The sequence below is a fragment of the Pseudomonas sp. Irchel s3a18 genome (genome assembly GCF_900187535.1).
Taxonomy (GTDB): Bacteria; Pseudomonadota; Gammaproteobacteria; order Pseudomonadales; family Pseudomonadaceae; genus Aquipseudomonas.
This window is the reverse complement of sequence record NZ_FYDV01000024.1, coordinates 14,297-30,927: the sequence shown is the minus strand read 5'-3', so window position 1 is coordinate 30,927 and position 16,631 is coordinate 14,297. Positions and strand designations below refer to the sequence as shown.

The following is a 16,631-nucleotide window of genomic DNA, read 5'->3' as shown; positions in this document are numbered from 1 at the left end:
GGCCCCTATGAGTTATGTGATCGACCGACGCCTCAATGGCAAGAACAAGAGCACGGTAAACCGCCAGCGGTTTCTGCGGCGTTACCGTGACCACATCAAAAAGGCCGTCGAGGAGGCCGTGAGCCGGCGCTCCATTACGGACATGGAGCACGGCGAACAAATCAGCATTCCCGGACGCGATATCGACGAGCCGGTGCTTCACCATGGTCGTGGCGGTAAACAGACCATCGTGCACCCCGGAAACAAGGAGTTCACGACCGGCGAGCACATTGCCCGCCCACCGGGAGGTGGGGGTGGCCGTGGTCCGGGCAAGGCCGGCAATTCCGGCGAAGGCATGGACGAGTTCGTGTTCCAGATCACCCAGGAAGAGTTCCTCGAATTCATGTTCGAGGACCTGGAGCTGCCCAACCTGGTCAAACGCAACCTCAGCGGCACCGATACCTTCAAGACCGTGCGCGCCGGTATCAGCAACGAAGGCAACCCGTCACGGATCAACATCATCCGCACCCTGCGCTCGGCCCATGCCCGGCGTATTGCCCTCTCGGGCAGCAGCCGGGCAAAACTGCGCGAAGCCAAGGACGAACTGGCACGCCTCAAACAGGAAGAACCGGACAACTTCGGCGATATCCAGAAAATCGAGGCTGAAATCGAACGCCTGAGCGCGCGCATTAATCGTGTGCCGTTTCTCGACACCTTCGACCTCAAGTACAACCTGCTGATCAAGCAACCCAACCCCAGCTCCAAGGCGGTCATGTTCTGCCTGATGGACGTCTCCGGCTCCATGACCCAGGCGACCAAGGACATCGCCAAACGGTTCTTCATCCTGTTGTACCTGTTCCTGAAACGGAACTACGAAAAGATCGACGTCGTCTTCATCCGCCACCACACCAGCGCTCGGGAAGTCGACGAAGAAGAGTTCTTCTACTCTCGGGAAACCGGCGGCACCATTGTCTCCAGTGCCCTGAAACTGATGCAGGAGATCATGGCCGAGCGCTATCCGAGCAACGACTGGAACATTTATGCCGCCCAGGCCTCCGATGGCGACAACTGGAACGATGACTCGCCAATCTGCCGTGACATCCTGATCAACCAGATCATGCCTTTCGTGCAGTATTACACTTATGTAGAGATTACTCCGCGCGAACACCAGGCCCTGTGGTACGAGTACGAGCGTATCGCCGAAGCCTATTCCGACACCTTTGCCCAGCAGCAGCTGGTTTCGGCCGGAGATATCTACCCGGTCTTCCGTGAACTCTTCCAGCGCAGGTTAGTGACATGACCGCCAAAGAGCAGAAACGCCAACCCATTTCCACAGGCTCGGAATGGACGTTCGAGCTGATCCAGGCCTACGACCGCGAAATCAGCCGTCTAGCGGCCCGCTATGCGCTGGACACCTACCCCAACCAGATCGAAGTGATTACCGCCGAACAGATGATGGATGCCTATGCGTCCGTGGGCATGCCACTGGGTTATCACCACTGGTCCTATGGCAAACACTTCCTTAGCACGGAAAAGTCCTACAGCCGTGGCCAGATGGGACTGGCCTACGAAATCGTGATCAACTCCGACCCGTGCATTGCCTACCTGATGGAAGAAAACACCATCTGCATGCAAGCACTGGTGGTGGCCCATGCCTGCTATGGCCATAACAGCTTTTTCAAAGGCAACTACCTGTTCCGCACCTGGACCGATGCCAGTTCGATCATCGATTACCTGGTCTTCGCCAAGCAGTACATCATGCAATGCGAGGAGCGCCACGGCATCGACGCTGTGGAGGACCTGCTGGACTCCTGCCACGCCCTGATGAACTACGGCGTCGACCGCTACAAACGCCCTTACCCGATCTCCGCCGAAGAAGAGCGACGCCGGCAAAAGGACCGTGAAGAACACCTGCAAAAGCAGATCAACGACCTGTGGCGCACCATCCCCAAAGGCGCCGGCAAGTACAGCGAGAAAGACAACGCACGCTTTCCGGCCGAACCGCAGGAGAACATCCTCTACTTCATCGAAAAACACGCCCCGCTACTGGAACCGTGGCAGCGGGAAATCGTGCGGATCGTGCGCAAGATCGCGCAGTACTTTTATCCACAGCGCCAGACCCAGGTCATGAACGAGGGCTGGGCAACGTTCTGGCACTACACCCTGATGAACGACCTGTACGACGAAGGCCTGGTAACCGACGGCTTCATGATGGAGTTCCTGGCCTCGCACACCAGCGTGGTCTTCCAGCCCGGATTCGACAGCCCGTATTACAGCGGGATCAACCCCTACACCCTGGGCTTCTCCATGTACCGCGACATCCGCCGCATGTGCGAGGAGCCGACGGAAGAAGACTACCGCTGGTTCCCGGAAATCGCCGGGACCGACTGGCTGTCAGCCATCAAGTTCGCCATGAGCAGCTTCAAGGATGAGAGTTTCATCCTGCAGTACCTGTCACCGAAGGTGATCCGCGACCTCAAACTGTTCAGCATTCTCGATGACGATCAAAAGGACGACCTTCTGGTTCCCGCCATCCATGACGAGGAAGGCTACCGCACCATTCGTGAAACCCTGGCAGCCCAATACAACCTGGGCAACCGCGAACCCAACATACAGATCTACAGCATCGACCGCCGTGGCGATCGTTCGCTGACCCTGCGCCATCAACAACACGACCGCAAACCACTGGGAGACTCCACAGACGAGGTTCTAAAGCACCTGCACCGCCTCTGGGGCTTCGATATCCACCTGGAGACCCTGCAGGGTGACCAAGTGATGAAGACCCACCACGTGCCCCCCAGGGCCGAGCACAGCGAGGGCGACTACGGTCGGCTCGACCTGGCCGTCATTCACCTTTGAACCTTCCAGAACCTCCGAAAGTTCGACACAAGGGTTATCCTGTCGAGCTAACGGAGGTTTTTTATGCAGATTTATAAAGTCGGCGGCGCGGTCAGGGATCGCCTGCTCGGCAAGCCTGTCACCGACATTGACTGGGTTGTGGTCGGTGCCTGCACCGAAGAGATGCTCGCCAAGGGCTTTCGCCCGGTCGGAGCCGATTTCCCGGTCTTCCTGCACCCTGAAAGTGGCGAAGAATATGCCCTTGCCCGCACCGAACGTAAAAGCGGGCGCGGTTACGGCGGCTTCACCTTTCACGCCAGCCCCGAAGTCACCCTGGAAGAAGACCTGATTCGCCGTGACCTGACGATCAATGCCATAGCCGAAGACGATCAGGGCCAACTGACCGACCCCTATCATGGCCAGCGCGATCTTGAGGCACGCATACTTCGCCATGTTTCCCCCGCATTCGCCGAAGATCCCTTGCGAGTCCTGCGCGTTGCCCGTTTCGCCGCCCGTTACGCCGGGCTCGGTTTCACGGTCGCGCCCGAAACCCTCGAACTGATGCGCCAACTCAGTGAGTCAGGCGAACTTGAGGCACTGACTGCCGAACGCAGCTGGAAAGAAATATCCCGCGCCCTGATGGAAAACCAGCCTCAGGTTTTCATCCAGGTACTCAGGGACTGCGACGCACTGAAGGTGCTGATGCCCGAGGTTGATGCGCTGTTCGGCGTGCCGCAGCCTGAAGCCCACCACCCGGAAATCGACAGCGGCCTCCATACACTGAGCGTTCTGGAACAGGCTGGCGCACATAAACAGCCACTGACCGTGCGCTGGGCTTGTTTGCTGCACGACCTTGGCAAAGGCCTGACACCCGAGAGCGAATGGCCCAGGCACATCGCCCATGAACACAAGGGACTGAAACTGATCAAGGCCGTCAACGAACGCTTCAAGGCACCGCGCGACTGCCAGGAACTGGCGCTGCTGGTGGGGGAATACCACACCCACTGCCATCGCGCCTTGGAGCTGAAAGCCTCGACGTTGCTGGAGTTGCTGCAAAGCTTTGACGTGTATCGACGGCCGCAGCGATTCGAGGAATTCATCGCTGCCTGCGAAATGGATGCACGAGGCCGAAAAGGTCTTGAGCAGAGAAGTTATCCACAAGCCGATTACTTGCGAGGCGCAGCCACGGCCGCACGCGGCGTGGCGGTTCAACCCTTGCTGGAGCAGGGATTCAAGGGCCCGGAACTGGGCGAGGCCATCAAGCGCGAGCGGCTCAAGGCACTGAAGGCTTACAAGGAAACCGCGTCGACCTGAGCCAACCCTTTCCCACCAGAATGACACCGCACCTATGGGAGCGGTGCTCCGATTGCCCGCGAAGGCGCCATGAACGTCACAGCAGGATCGAAGGCGTCAACTGCTCACCGCGCCACGCAAACGCCACCGGCGCCAACACCTGGTCAATCTGCGCTTCGCCCCACAAGGTCGCGAAGCTTTTGCCAACACCCGGATGCACCCTGTCCGGCGCAATCAGTGACAGCGGCCATAACACAAAGGCATTTTTCAGGATTTCCGCTCGTGGCAGGACCAACCCATCGAAATTACCCACCAGATCGCCGTACAGCAGCACGTCGATATCCAGCGGCAAACCCTTGCGATCCGGGGCGTACCGACCATTGTCGGCCTCGATGAACTTCAATCGCCGATCCAGCTCCATCAAGGGTAGATCGGTAAACGCAGACACCACGAAATTGAAGAACGGTCCGCTCTTGATCCCGACCGGCTGGCTTTCGAACACCGCCGAGCAGCGGATATCCACCAGGAAGCCCGACAGCGCTTCCAACCCAGCCTGCAGATGAGCTTCGCGCTCGACATTGCTGCCGAGCCCGAGAAATACCTGAGTTAGCGACATCCGCGCTCGATCTCCACGCCCACGCCTGTTGCAGCCGGGACGGCGCCTGGCTTGGTCAATTTCAAACGCATCCAAGTGATCTTGAATTCACTCATCAAGACTTCCGCCAAACGCTCGGCAAAAGTCTCCACCAGTTGGTAGCTGGACTGCTCGGCGAACGCCTGGATACGCGATGTGACACTGGCATAGTCGAGCGCCAGGGTCAGGTCATCACCCGCCGCCGCCGGACGGTTGTCCCAGGCAAAGCTCAGGTCAAGACGCAGGCACTGACGGATGCCGCGCTCCCAGTCGTAGGCACCAATCACCGTGTCGACTTCCAGGCCCTCGATAAACACTCTGTCCAAGCACTTTTCTCCGCAGCACGACAAGGGCGCAATGCGCCGTTAGAATCAGGGCGTCCTCGCCCGGAATAGTTAGCATGTTTTGGTTACTGGCGATCCTCGCCTACCTGCTTGGCTCTCTGTCCTTCGCCATTTTGCTCAGCCGCCTGACCGGTAATCCCGATCCGCGAATGAGTGGATCGGGTAATGCCGGCGCCACCAACATGTTACGCCTGGCGGGCAAAAAACTCGCCGCCCTCACCTTGCTGGGCGATCTTTGCAAAGGCTTGCTGCCCGTACTGATTGCCGGGCTGGCAGGCCTTTCGATTCAACAACAGGGCTGGATTGGCGTGTGCGCCGTCATCGGCCACCTGTTTCCGCTGTACTTCTGCTTTCGCGGCGGCAAAGGTGTTGCAACGGCCGCCGGCATGCTGCTGGGGCTATACCCGCCAGCGGCACTCCTGGCCATTAGCGCCTGGCTCCTGACCTTCTACCTCACCCGCACCAGCTCGCTGGCCGCCCTCATCGCCACGCCCCTGACCCTGCCACTACTGGCCTGGCAAGAACCGGCAGCGTTACTGCCCATGAGCGCATTGACGGCGCTGATTGTCTGGCGCCATCGCGGCAATCTACGCGACCTGTTTGCCGGGCGCGAACGGCATTTCTAACAACCGCTGGCGAATATCGCTCACACTCAACAGCTTGTTACAACGGTGACAGCTGCTCCATTGGCCAGCGGGCCTGAACACTGATCGCCAGGCTTTCGTGCTGGCCAGCCTGCAGTCGCTGGCAACCGGCAAATGCGATCATCGCGCCGTTATCGGTACAGAACTCCGGACGTGCGTAGTAAACGTCGCCCTTCATGTCGCCCAGCATTTTTTCCAGGGAAGCACGCAAGGCCTTGTTGGCACTCACGCCTCCAGCAATCACCAGGCGCTTGAGACCCGCCTGTTTCAGGGCGCGCTTGCACTTGATGGTCAAAGTCTCCACCACCGCCTGCTGGAAGGCCAGCGAGATGTCGCAGCGGGCTTGCTCACTGTCGTCCCCGGCGCTGACGCACTGCTGCCAGGTATTCAAGGCAAAGGTTTTCAAGCCACTAAAGCTGAAATCCAGACCCGGCCGATCACACATCGGGCGCGGGAAGACGAAACGCCCGACAACGCCTTGCGTGGCCAGGCGCGCGATTTCCGGACCACCCGGATAATTGAGCCCCATCATCTTCGCCGTCTTGTCGAAGGCTTCGCCGGCGGCATCATCCAGGGTCTCCCCCAGCAACTCGTATTGACCGATACCATCGACCCGAACCAACTGCGTATGCCCACCCGACACCAACAAAGCGACGAACGGGAACTCGGGCGGTTGCGGCTCCAGCATCGGCGCCAGCAAATGCCCTTCCATGTGGTGCACGCCCAAGGCCGGGATACCCCAGGCAAACGCCAGCGCCTGGGCGCAGGAAGCCCCCACCAGCAAGGCGCCGACCAGGCCGGGACCCGCGGTGTAGGCAATGGCATCGATCTCGGTCGGCACGCAGTCCGCTTCGGCCAACACCTGACGAATCAAGGGCAGCATGCGCTTGACGTGATCCCGTGATGCCAGCTCCGGCACCACGCCACCATAGGCGCGATGCAGATCGATCTGACTGAACAGCGCATCGGCCAGCAGGCCTTTTTCACTGTCGTAAAGTGCGACGCCGGTTTCATCGCAGGAGGTTTCTAATCCCAGTACTAGCATGGGTTTGCGCCTTGTTTAGGCTGAATTCGAAGGCGCGCATAATAGTCGCCGCGGGATGCCCCGACCAGCGCTTTTCGATCAGAGGCTTTGCATTCCGAGCGTTGAGGGGTTAACATCCGCAACCCTTAAAAACCGACGTCTTCAAGTGCTCTTTTGCCGCGAGGATGTTGACCCCGGTAATGAATGAAGGTAGCTCTGGATGCCAGCCGTCAAAGTTAAAGAGAACGAACCCTTCGACGTAGCTCTGCGTCGTTTCAAGCGCTCCTGCGAAAAAGCCGGTGTACTGGCTGAAGTTCGTAGCCGCGAATTTTACGAGAAGCCAACTTCTGAGCGTAAGCGCAAAGCAGCAGCTGCTGTTAAGCGTCACGCCAAGAAAGTTCAGCGCGAGCAGCGCCGCGCCGTTCGTCTGTACTAATACGCAGACGACCGTAGCAAGCTTCTGCCAAGCCCGGCCCTCAGCCGGGCTTATGGCATTTGCGGATATCGCTTGATGCTTCACCGTCGAAGCCGCAGACGCGACCGAGACAAATCTGCTTCACACGTCAGACCTGGCTCTTTTGCCAGCAGTGCACGTCTCTTCTGACGAGCCTTCCAAGGCTACTGACGAGCACACCCTACTGATTCTATCGACGATCAGCCCAAGGTACCCTCTTGCGTGCCTGATTTTTAGCTATCCGAGGCCTGTCACCGGGCACCGCCGGATACAGCGCAACACTTTCGAACAGTCGAATACTGATTGGTACTAACCTCAGTGGATTTTCGGCAGATACACTCCCCGACAGCGAATACGCAGACGATACCTGGTCGAGCCGCACATCCGCCGCGCCTCAAAACCATGACCCGGCACCGTTCGCCCTTCGCGTGGGCCAATCATTCAGACGCAGTGATGACGAGAACGCCATGGCCGGGCTAATTCCCCAGAGCTTTATTGACGACCTTCTGAACCGCACCGACATCGTCGACGTGGTCAGCTCTCGCCTGCAAATGAAAAAAGCCGGCAAGAACTACACCGCCTGCTGCCCGTTCCACAAGGAAAAAACCCCCTCCTTCAGCGTCAGCCCGGACAAACAGTTCTATTACTGCTTTGGCTGCGGCGCTGGCGGCAATGCCCTCGGCTTCATCATGGACCACGACAACCTGGATTTCCCCCAGGCCGTCGAAGAACTGGCCAAAGCCGCTGGCATGGAAATACCTCGCGAGGAAAGCGGTCGTCCGCACAAGCCGCGACAACCCACCGACTCGCCGCTCTACCCGCTACTGACCGCCGCCGCCGACTTTTACCGCCAGGCCCTGAAAAGCCACCCGGCGCGCAAAGCGGCTGTCGACTACCTGAAGGGGCGCGGCCTGACCGGTGAAATCGCTCGCGATTTCGGCCTCGGCTTCGCCCCACCGGGCTGGGACAATCTGTTCAAGCACCTGAGCAGCGATACGCTGCAACAAAAGGCCATGATCGATGCCGGCCTGCTGATCGAAAACGCCGAAACCGGCAAGCGCTACGACCGCTTCCGCGATCGCGTCATGTTCCCGATCCGCGACAGCCGCGGGCGCATCATCGCCTTTGGCGGCCGGGTACTGGGCGATGACAAACCGAAATACCTGAATTCACCGGAAACTCCGGTATTTCATAAAGGCCAGGAACTCTATGGCCTGTATGAAGCCCGCAAGACCAACCGCAACCTCGACGAAATCATCGTCGTCGAGGGCTACATGGACGTTATCGCCCTGGCCCAGCAAGGCCTGCGCAATGCCGTTGCCACACTGGGCACCGCAACCAGCGAAGAACACCTCAAGCGATTGTTCCGCGTCGTGCCCAGCGTGCTGTTCTGCTTCGATGGCGACCAGGCCGGCCGCAACGCCGCATGGCGCGCACTCGAAGCAACGCTGTCGAGCCTGCAGGACGGCCGGCGCGCGCGCTTTCTGTTTCTGCCCGAAGGCGAGGACCCGGACACCCTGGTCCGCTCCGAAGGCACCGATGCCTTCCGCGCACGCATCAATCAGCACGCTCAGCCCCTGGCCGATTACTTCTTCCAGCAACTGACCGAGGAAGCCGACCCGCGCTCGCTCGAAGGCAAGGCCCACATGGCCACCCTCGCCGCACCGCTGATCGACAAAGTACCTGGCGCCAACCTGCGCACCCTGATGCGCCAACGCCTGACCGAAATTACCGGCCTCACCAGCGAAACCGTGAGCCAACTGGTACACAGCGCCCCGCAGGATGCGCCACCGGCCTATGACCCGGGCATCAATTACGACGCCATGCCGGACTACAGCGACTACCACCAGCCGCAAGCGCATGACATGTATGCGCCGCAGCAAGAGTGGACGCCCAAGAAAACCGGCGCCGGCGGCAAGAAATGGGACAAGAAACCCTGGGACAAGAACGGCAAGCGCGGCGGCGATCGCGACCAACCACGGGCACCACGAGTGCCGGCAGCCGTAGAGCCACCTACACTGGCAGCCTTGCGAACGCTGTTGCATTACCCGCAGCTAGCTGAAAAAGTCGAGGACGCCGGGCACTTCGCTGCCGAGGATCACTCCAACACACAGCTGCTGGTGGCACTACTGGAAGCCGTACAGAAGAATCCCAAGCTAAACTCATTTCAGTTGATTGCACGCTGGCATGGAACCGAACAGGGTCGCTTGCTCAAGGCACTGGCAGAAAAGGAATGGCTGATTGAGGGAGATAACCTTGAACAACAGTTTTTCGACACCATAACTAGCTTGTCAGCCCGCCAACGCGAGCGAAATCTGGAACAGCTACTCAGGAAAGCACGTCAAAGCGAATTGAGCAGCGACGAGAAAAATCAACTGCGCGACCTTTTAAGTCGCAATGTTTGCGCATCAAACCCGACCTCAACTGGCGCGTGAGGTCATAGCTCAGGTATAATCCTCGGCTTGTTTTTTGCCCGCCAAGACCTTCAGTGGATAGGGTGTTATGTCCGGAAAAGCGCAACAGCAATCTCGTATCATCGAGTTGATCAAACTGGGTCGTGAGCAGAAGTATCTGACTTACGCAGAGGTCAACGACCACCTGCCGGAGGATATTTCAGATCCGGAACAGGTGGAAGACATCATCCGCATGATTAATGACATGGGGATTCCCGTACACGAGAGTGCTCCGGATGCGGACGCCCTTATGCTGGCCGACGCCGATACCGACGAGGCCGCTGCGGAAGAAGCAGCGGCTGCGTTGGCAGCGGTCGAGACCGACATCGGTCGCACCACCGACCCTGTGCGCATGTACATGCGTGAAATGGGTACGGTAGAGCTCCTCACACGTGAAGGCGAAATCGAAATCGCCAAACGTATTGAAGAGGGCATCCGTGAAGTGATGGGCGCAATTGCGCACTTCCCTGGCACGGTTGACCACATTCTCTCCGAATACACTCGCGTCACCACCGAAGGTGGTCGCCTGTCCGACGTCCTGAGCGGTTATATCGACCCGGACGACGGCATTGCGCCGCCTGCTGCAGAAGTGCCGCCGCCTGTCGACGCCAAGGCCGCGAAAGCGGACGACGACGCCGAAGACGACGATGCTGAAGCCAGTGACGACGAAGAAGAAGCCGAAAGCGGTCCAGATCCGGTCATCGCAGCCCAGCGTTTTGGCGCTGTGGCCGACCAGATGGAAATCACCCGCAAGGCGCTGAAAAAGCACGGTCGTGAAAACAAGCAAGCCATTGCCGAGATGTTGGCGCTGGCCGAGCTGTTCATGCCGATCAAACTGGTTCCGAAGCAATTCGAAGGCCTGGTTGAGCGTGTTCGCAGCGCCCTGGATCGCCTGCGTCAGCAAGAGCGCGCGATCATGCAGCTCTGCGTTCGTGATGCACGCATGCCGCGTGCCGACTTCCTGCGCCAGTTCCCGGGCAACGAAGTTGACGAAAGCTGGACCGAAGCCCTGGCCAAAGGCAAAAGCAAATACGCTGAAGCCATTGGCCGCCTGCAGGCCGACATAGTTCGTTGCCAGCAGAAGCTGACCGCACTTGAAGCCGAAACCGGCTTGAAGATTGCCGAGATCAAGGACATCAACCGTCGCATGTCGATCGGTGAGGCCAAGGCCCGCCGCGCGAAAAAAGAGATGGTCGAAGCGAACTTGCGTCTGGTGATCTCCATCGCCAAGAAGTACACCAACCGTGGCCTGCAATTCCTCGACCTGATCCAGGAAGGCAACATCGGCTTGATGAAAGCGGTAGACAAGTTCGAATACCGTCGCGGCTACAAATTCTCGACTTATGCCACCTGGTGGATCCGTCAGGCGATCACTCGCTCGATCGCCGACCAGGCCCGCACCATCCGTATTCCGGTGCACATGATCGAGACGATCAACAAGCTCAACCGTATTTCCCGGCAGATGCTGCAGGAAATGGGTCGCGAACCGACCCCGGAAGAGCTGGGCGAACGCATGGAAATGCCTGAGGACAAGATCCGCAAGGTATTGAAGATCGCTAAAGAGCCGATCTCCATGGAAACCCCGATCGGTGATGACGAAGACTCCCATCTGGGTGACTTCATCGAAGACTCGACCATGCAGTCGCCAATCGATGTTGCAACCGTTGAGAGCCTTAAAGAAGCGACTCGCGAAGTGCTGTCCGGCCTCACAGCCCGTGAAGCCAAGGTCCTGCGCATGCGCTTTGGTATCGACATGAATACCGACCACACCCTTGAGGAAGTCGGTAAGCAGTTCGACGTTACCCGTGAACGGATCCGCCAGATCGAAGCCAAGGCGCTGCGCAAGCTGCGCCACCCGACGAGAAGCGAGCATCTGCGCTCCTTCCTCGACGAGTAACCCCAAGACCCCCGGCCCTGCCGGGGGTTTTGCTTTCTACAGATTTATCCTCCCCGCACCCCACCTCCCCCCGCCAGCCCGTCTACACTCGAAACATCCCCCCCGAGCCATAACGAGACCGTTATGCCCAGAATCCCGGCCGTACTTTTACTGTCGCTGATGACCTGGACCGCAACGGCTGGCGCGCTGACTCTTACAGACGAAGAACGTCGCTGGCTGGCGGCTCACCCGGAATTACGCCTGGGAGTGGATGCCTCTTGGCCACCCTTTGAGTACCGCGATGAACAAGGCCATTACCAGGGGCTGGCGGCCGATTACATCAACGTCATACGCAATCGCCTGGCAATCAAGGTCACCCCCGTCGAACCCGTCAGCTGGACCGAAGTACTGGACCAGGTCAAACGTGGCAAGCTGGACCTCCTGCCCGGCATCATGTCGACCCCCGAGCGCCAGACCTACCTCTCGTTCACGCGGCCCTATCTGGACTTTCCCATCGTCATCCTGGCCCATGTGGGCAGTGCGCAACCGCGCAACCTTGATGACCTGTACGGACTGAAGGTCGCCGTGGTGGAGAACTACGCCCCCCATGAACTGCTGCGTACGCACCACCCCGACCTCAATCTGGTGCCCATGCCCAACGTCAGTTCAACCTTGCAGGCCCTGGCCACCGATAGGGTAGATGCCGTCGTGGGCGATCTGGCCTCAAGTGTCTGGAGCCTTCGCCAACTCAAGCTTGAAGGCCTCTACGTCAGCGGTGAAACGCCCTATCGCTACCAACTGGCGATGGCAGTACCTCGCAACAACACCGTATTGGTCGGCATACTGGATAAAGTGCTGGCCGACATGACCCCAGGCGAAATCAGCTCCATCCAGGAACACTGGGTAGGCAACGTCCTCGATCACCGGACCTTCTGGGTCGATCTATTGAAATACGGCCTGCCCGGCATACTGCTGCTGGTCATCGTCCTGGCCGCGGTGATTCGCATCAATCGGCGCTTGAGTTCGGAAATCGCACGCCGGGTCGATCTGGAGCAGGAACTGCGCTCCAGCGAATATCATTACCGCGGGCTGGTGGAGAGTCTTTCTGCCATTGCCTGGGAAGCACGTATCAGCGATTTCACTTACAGCTACGTCTCGCCACATGCCGAAGACCTGCTCGGCTACCCCCTCTCCCACTGGCTGATACCGGGCTTCTGGCGCAACATCATCCACCCTGCCGACCTCACCCGTGCCCAAAATTTTTGCGACCACGAACTCCTCGCCGGGCGCGATCACAGCCTGGACTACCGAGTGATCACCGCAGACGGCCGCTGCCTCTGGGTGCGAGACATCGTCAGCCTGATCGAGCACGGCCATGAGCCGGTGATGCGCGGGCTGATGATCGACATCAGCGAAGCCAAACGCACCGAGGAAGCCTTGCGCCTCTCCGAGCAGAAATTCGCCTCGGTATTCCAGCAATGCCCGGACATCCTGGTGATCGCGCGCCTGGTAGATGGTTGCCTGCTGGAGGTCAACGAAGCGTTCGAGGAGCAGATCGGTCTCAGCGCCGACGAAGTCATCGGCCGAACCGCCACCGAATTGAACATATGGGGCATCGCCGGCGTGGGACCCGGGCTGTTGAAACGCTTGCAGGCGGGCAGCATTCGCAACCTGGAAATGCCTTTTCGCCGCAGCAATGGCCAAGTGTTCACCGGCCTGATCTCCGCCGAGCCCTTTGAACTCGATACCACGCCGGCGCTGGTCGTGGTGGTACGCGACATCAGCCAGCTCAAGGAAACCCAACAGCAACTGCAGACCTCTGAAGAGAAGTTCGCCAAAGCCTTCCATGCCTCCCCTGACGGCCTGCTGCTGTCGCGGGTCAGCGACGGACTGCTGATTGAGGTCAACGAAGGATTCAGCCGCATTACCGGCTTCAACAGCGCAATGTCACTGGATCGCTCGACCCTCGATCTCGGGATCTGGGTCAACCTGAACGAACGCAGGAAAATGCTCGACCAGCTCAAGCGCGATGGTTTTGTCCGCGACTTCAGCTGCCATATCCGGCGCAACGATGGGCAGATCCGCCTCTGTGAGATGTCGAGCCGGCCGCTGCCGATCGGAAACGAGGAATGCATGCTGACCATCGCTCGCGACATCACCGAGCGACACCTGATGCAGGAAAAGCTGCAACAGGCCGCCACGGTATTCGAGAGCACGGCTGAAGGTGTTCTGATCACTGACACCCAACAGCACATCAGCGCCGTCAACCGTGCCTTTACCGAGATCACCGGCTACAGCGAGACCGAGGCCCTCGGCCATACGCCCCGACTACTCGCCTCTGGCCTGCACGACAGCGCCTTCTACGCGGCCATGTGGCACCAACTGACCGCCGAAGGGCATTGGCAAGGCGAGATTTCCAACCGGCGCAAGAATGGCGAGCTGTATCCCAGCTGGCTGACCATCAGCGCCGTGCGCAACAAGGACCGCTTCATCACCCACTTTGTGGCGGTATTTGCCGACATATCGAGCCTCAAGCACGCCCAGGCGAAACTCGACTACCAGGCCCACCACGACCCGCTCACCGGCCTGCCGAACCGTACGCTGTTCGAGAGCCGGCTGCTCACGGCCCTCAACGGCCAGCAAGAACGGGGCGGCCAGGGTGCCGTGCTATTCCTGGACCTGGACCGTTTCAAACACATCAACGACAGCCTTGGCCACCCCGTCGGCGACCTGCTGCTCAAAGGCATCGCCGTGCGCCTCAAGGAGCAACTGCGGGACATCGATACCGTGGCGCGCCTGGGCGGTGACGAATTCATCATCCTGCTGCCCGGACTGCAGCAAGCCAGTGACGCCGACCATATCGCCAACAAGCTGTTGAACTGCTTCGCCGCACCGTTCCAGGCGGGTGAGCACGAATTCTTCATCAGTGCCAGCATCGGCACCAGCCTCTACCCCAGGGACGGCAGCGACGTGGCCACCCTGGTCAAGAACGCCGATGCCGCGATGTACCGCTCCAAGGCCAAAGGCCGTAACCGGGTCGAAAGCTATACCCGCGATCTCACCGCGCAGGCCAGCGAGCGAGTCGCGCTGGAACATGAACTGCGTCGCGCCATCGAACGCAATGAACTGACCCTGTACTATCAACCCAAAATCAGCCTCAACCAAACACGCCTGGTGGGGGCCGAGGCACTGATTCGCTGGCATCACCCCAACTTCGGTGACGTGCCCCCCGAGCACTTCATCCCGCTGGCCGAAGAAAACGGCATGATCATGCAGATCGGTGACTGGGTACTCGAGCAGGCCTGCCGGCAACTGCAGGAATGGAACGCGTGCTATGAAAGCCTCGGCTCGCTGTCGGTCAATCTCGCCGGGGCACAATTGCGCCAGCCCAACCTGCTGGGCCGCATCGAACAACTGCTCAAGGACAACCACCTGAAACCCGGTTTGCTGCAGTTGGAAATTACTGAAAGCTTCATCATGAGCCAGGCCGAAGAGGCTCTGGAAGTCCTGCACCAGCTCAAGCACCTGGGTGTGCAACTGGCGATCGATGACTTCGGCACGGGCTATTCCTCTCTGAGCTACCTCAAACGCCTGCCTCTGGACTTCCTGAAAATCGACCAATCCTTTGTCCGAGGCCTGCCGGACGACCCCCATGACGTCGCCATTGTCCGGGCAATCATCGCCCTTGGCCGCAGCATGCAACTGACCATCATTGCCGAAGGCGTCGAAACCCAGGCACAGCAGCAATTCCTGACGGCCGAAGGTTGCGAGCAGATCCAGGGCTATATCGTCAGCCTGCCGCTGCCAGCCGACGAATTCGCCGCAACCTTTCTTCGTATCGCAGTTTCAGATTTTTCGGATAGCACAGCCGAGAAACCGTCGCTATAATCCGCGACCTACTGAGGGCCTATAGCTCAGTTGGTTAGAGCAGAGGACTCATAATCCTTTGGTCCACGGTTCAAGTCCGTGTGGGCCCACCAAATCCGAAAGCCGCGCATTGCGCGGCTTTCGTGTTTCCGGCTCAAATTTTCTGCGTTGAAATGCATGGCCCCTCCAGCCAGGGGCGCACTCGTTATGCGAAGCATCCTGTAGCAGCCAACCCATCCCGGACACGACGTTAAGTCTTTGCTCAGCATGAACTGGCGCCAGGCCGTAGCTGCATGGGTACGGCCGACGGTCGTCATGCAACCCGCTGCCCGTGCCCACTTCAGCTCCCGGCTTTCTGAACATCAGCGCGTTGACGTTCCCATGCCAATAAGATCGAGCCGCTGGCGAAACAGTCGGAGCGCACAAAAATCAAGGGCGACTGCTCGTGATTGCCATCATCCGCAGGCCAAAATACAGGTGATGCGCCCTGCACACTGATGGACGTTGCCATGCGACCAACCACACCATGGACATTCTCGATTTAGTTACCCGTGAGCCCCATCTCTGGCTTAACAATCACTCTTCCATGCCTTTGTTTTTCTCAAGATCACGTGACAACATATCGTTACTTCCTTTATCCGCTTTTCCGTAACGAAGCTCACGCAATTCCTCACGAGTTGGCTGATACTCATCCTCATCAACTAGAAATCGATACAACTTACTAGCCTTCAAACACGCCACAAGCTTTCTCATGCACCAAAAACCCTTCAAAAAGCGATGCCACATCCGGAAAAAGCAAAACAGTCATCACTTGAATGATCGGAGTTGCGCCTTCTTGCAGCCCCATTCAATGTGCCATGCTGAAAAATTCAAACCTGACAGTTCAACCTGACTAAAACATAACTTAAAACTCAACTCACCGACAACAGACAGACTCTCTAATCTTGCCGTTCCACCTGCAATCAACCCACCTCATTACTGGCGACTCCAACATCCCCTCATCAGCACCTACACACCACCACTAAAAACAGCCAGAAATTAATATAATCACAGCGAAACACTTAAAACCCAATTTTCACAATGAGCCTTTCATTCGGGCGACGCTATAGATACCACATTTCTAACCCGCCTCACAAAACCAACGAACAGGGTTTATATTCTTACTGGTTACAACATTTCATAACAGAAACACAGCAAGCTCCAGCACCACGTAAAACTGTAATAA

12 protein-coding genes and 1 tRNA gene are annotated in these 16,631 nt (G+C 58.6%); 9 read left to right on the top strand and 4 right to left on the bottom strand.

Annotated features, from left to right (window positions below; genetic code table 11):
• Positions 1–7: 7 nt before the first annotated feature.
• The 3 genes from CKW29_RS23570 (at position 8) to CKW29_RS23560 (ending at position 4,131) form a co-directional block, all read left to right on the top strand.
• Positions 8–1,279 (top strand): YeaH/YhbH family protein, encoded by a 1,272-nt coding sequence (locus CKW29_RS23570; protein WP_095147252.1) that lies wholly within the window; start codon positions 8–10, stop codon positions 1,277–1,279.
• Positions 1,276–2,838, top strand: coding sequence for a SpoVR family protein (locus CKW29_RS23565; RefSeq protein ID WP_095147253.1), 1,563 nt, complete (start codon positions 1,276–1,278; stop codon positions 2,836–2,838). Before CKW29_RS23570 ends, CKW29_RS23565 begins: the two co-directional genes overlap by 4 nt.
• Before the next feature lie 63 nt (positions 2,839–2,901).
• Positions 2,902–4,131: a multifunctional CCA addition/repair protein gene (locus CKW29_RS23560; RefSeq protein ID WP_095149206.1), complete on the top strand. Its 1,230-nt coding sequence runs from the start codon at positions 2,902–2,904 to the stop codon at positions 4,129–4,131.
• Positions 4,132–4,207: 76 nt separating this feature from the next.
• On the opposite strand, the gene folK is transcribed toward CKW29_RS23560, so the two are convergent.
• Together folK and folB are read right to left on the bottom strand one after the other, a co-directional pair.
• Positions 4,208–4,726 (bottom strand): 2-amino-4-hydroxy-6-hydroxymethyldihydropteridine diphosphokinase, encoded by a 519-nt coding sequence (gene folK, locus CKW29_RS23555; protein ID WP_095149205.1) that lies wholly within the window; start codon positions 4,724–4,726, stop codon positions 4,208–4,210.
• Positions 4,717–5,070, bottom strand: a complete 354-nt coding sequence (folB, locus tag CKW29_RS23550) for a dihydroneopterin aldolase (RefSeq protein WP_095147256.1) — start codon at positions 5,068–5,070, stop codon at positions 4,717–4,719. Before folB ends, folK begins: the two co-directional genes overlap by 10 nt.
• Positions 5,071–5,144: 74 nt before the next feature.
• Between folB and plsY the strand changes: the two genes are divergently transcribed.
• Positions 5,145–5,714, top strand: coding sequence for a glycerol-3-phosphate 1-O-acyltransferase PlsY (plsY, locus tag CKW29_RS23545; RefSeq protein ID WP_095149204.1), 570 nt, complete (start codon positions 5,145–5,147; stop codon positions 5,712–5,714).
• 37 nt (positions 5,715–5,751) lie between these two features.
• Here plsY and tsaD read toward each other — a convergent pair whose 3' ends face one another.
• Complete coding sequence (gene tsaD / locus CKW29_RS23540) at positions 5,752–6,777, bottom strand: tRNA (adenosine(37)-N6)-threonylcarbamoyltransferase complex transferase subunit TsaD (RefSeq protein ID WP_095147258.1); 1,026 nt, start codon at positions 6,775–6,777, stop codon at positions 5,752–5,754.
• Between the two features lie 199 nt (positions 6,778–6,976).
• On the opposite strand from tsaD, the gene rpsU reads away from it, so the two are divergent.
• The 5 genes from rpsU to CKW29_RS23515 all read left to right on the top strand — a co-directional run bounded on the left by rpsU (position 6,977) and on the right by CKW29_RS23515 (position 15,519).
• Positions 6,977–7,192: a 30S ribosomal protein S21 gene (gene rpsU / locus CKW29_RS23535; RefSeq protein WP_002551877.1), complete on the top strand. Its 216-nt coding sequence runs from the start codon at positions 6,977–6,979 to the stop codon at positions 7,190–7,192.
• Positions 7,193–7,677: 485 nt separating this feature from the next.
• Positions 7,678–9,645: a DNA primase gene (gene dnaG / locus CKW29_RS23530; RefSeq protein ID WP_095147259.1), complete on the top strand. Its 1,968-nt coding sequence runs from the start codon at positions 7,678–7,680 to the stop codon at positions 9,643–9,645.
• Positions 9,646–9,712: 67 nt separating this feature from the next.
• Positions 9,713–11,560: an RNA polymerase sigma factor RpoD gene (gene rpoD / locus CKW29_RS23525; RefSeq protein WP_095147260.1), complete on the top strand. Its 1,848-nt coding sequence runs from the start codon at positions 9,713–9,715 to the stop codon at positions 11,558–11,560.
• Positions 11,561–11,683: 123 nt separating this feature from the next.
• Complete coding sequence (locus CKW29_RS23520; RefSeq protein WP_095147261.1) at positions 11,684–15,427, top strand: bifunctional diguanylate cyclase/phosphodiesterase; 3,744 nt, start codon at positions 11,684–11,686, stop codon at positions 15,425–15,427.
• A 15-nt stretch (positions 15,428–15,442) separates the two neighbouring features.
• Positions 15,443–15,519: transfer RNA gene (locus CKW29_RS23515), tRNA-Ile, on the top strand.
• Between the two features lie 608 nt (positions 15,520–16,127).
• Here CKW29_RS23515 and CKW29_RS26175 read toward each other — a convergent pair.
• Entirely contained in the window at positions 16,128–16,253 is a 126-nt protein-coding gene (locus CKW29_RS26175) for a glycosyltransferase family 1 protein (RefSeq protein ID WP_141234475.1), read from the bottom strand.
• Positions 16,254–16,631 lie beyond the last annotated feature (378 nt).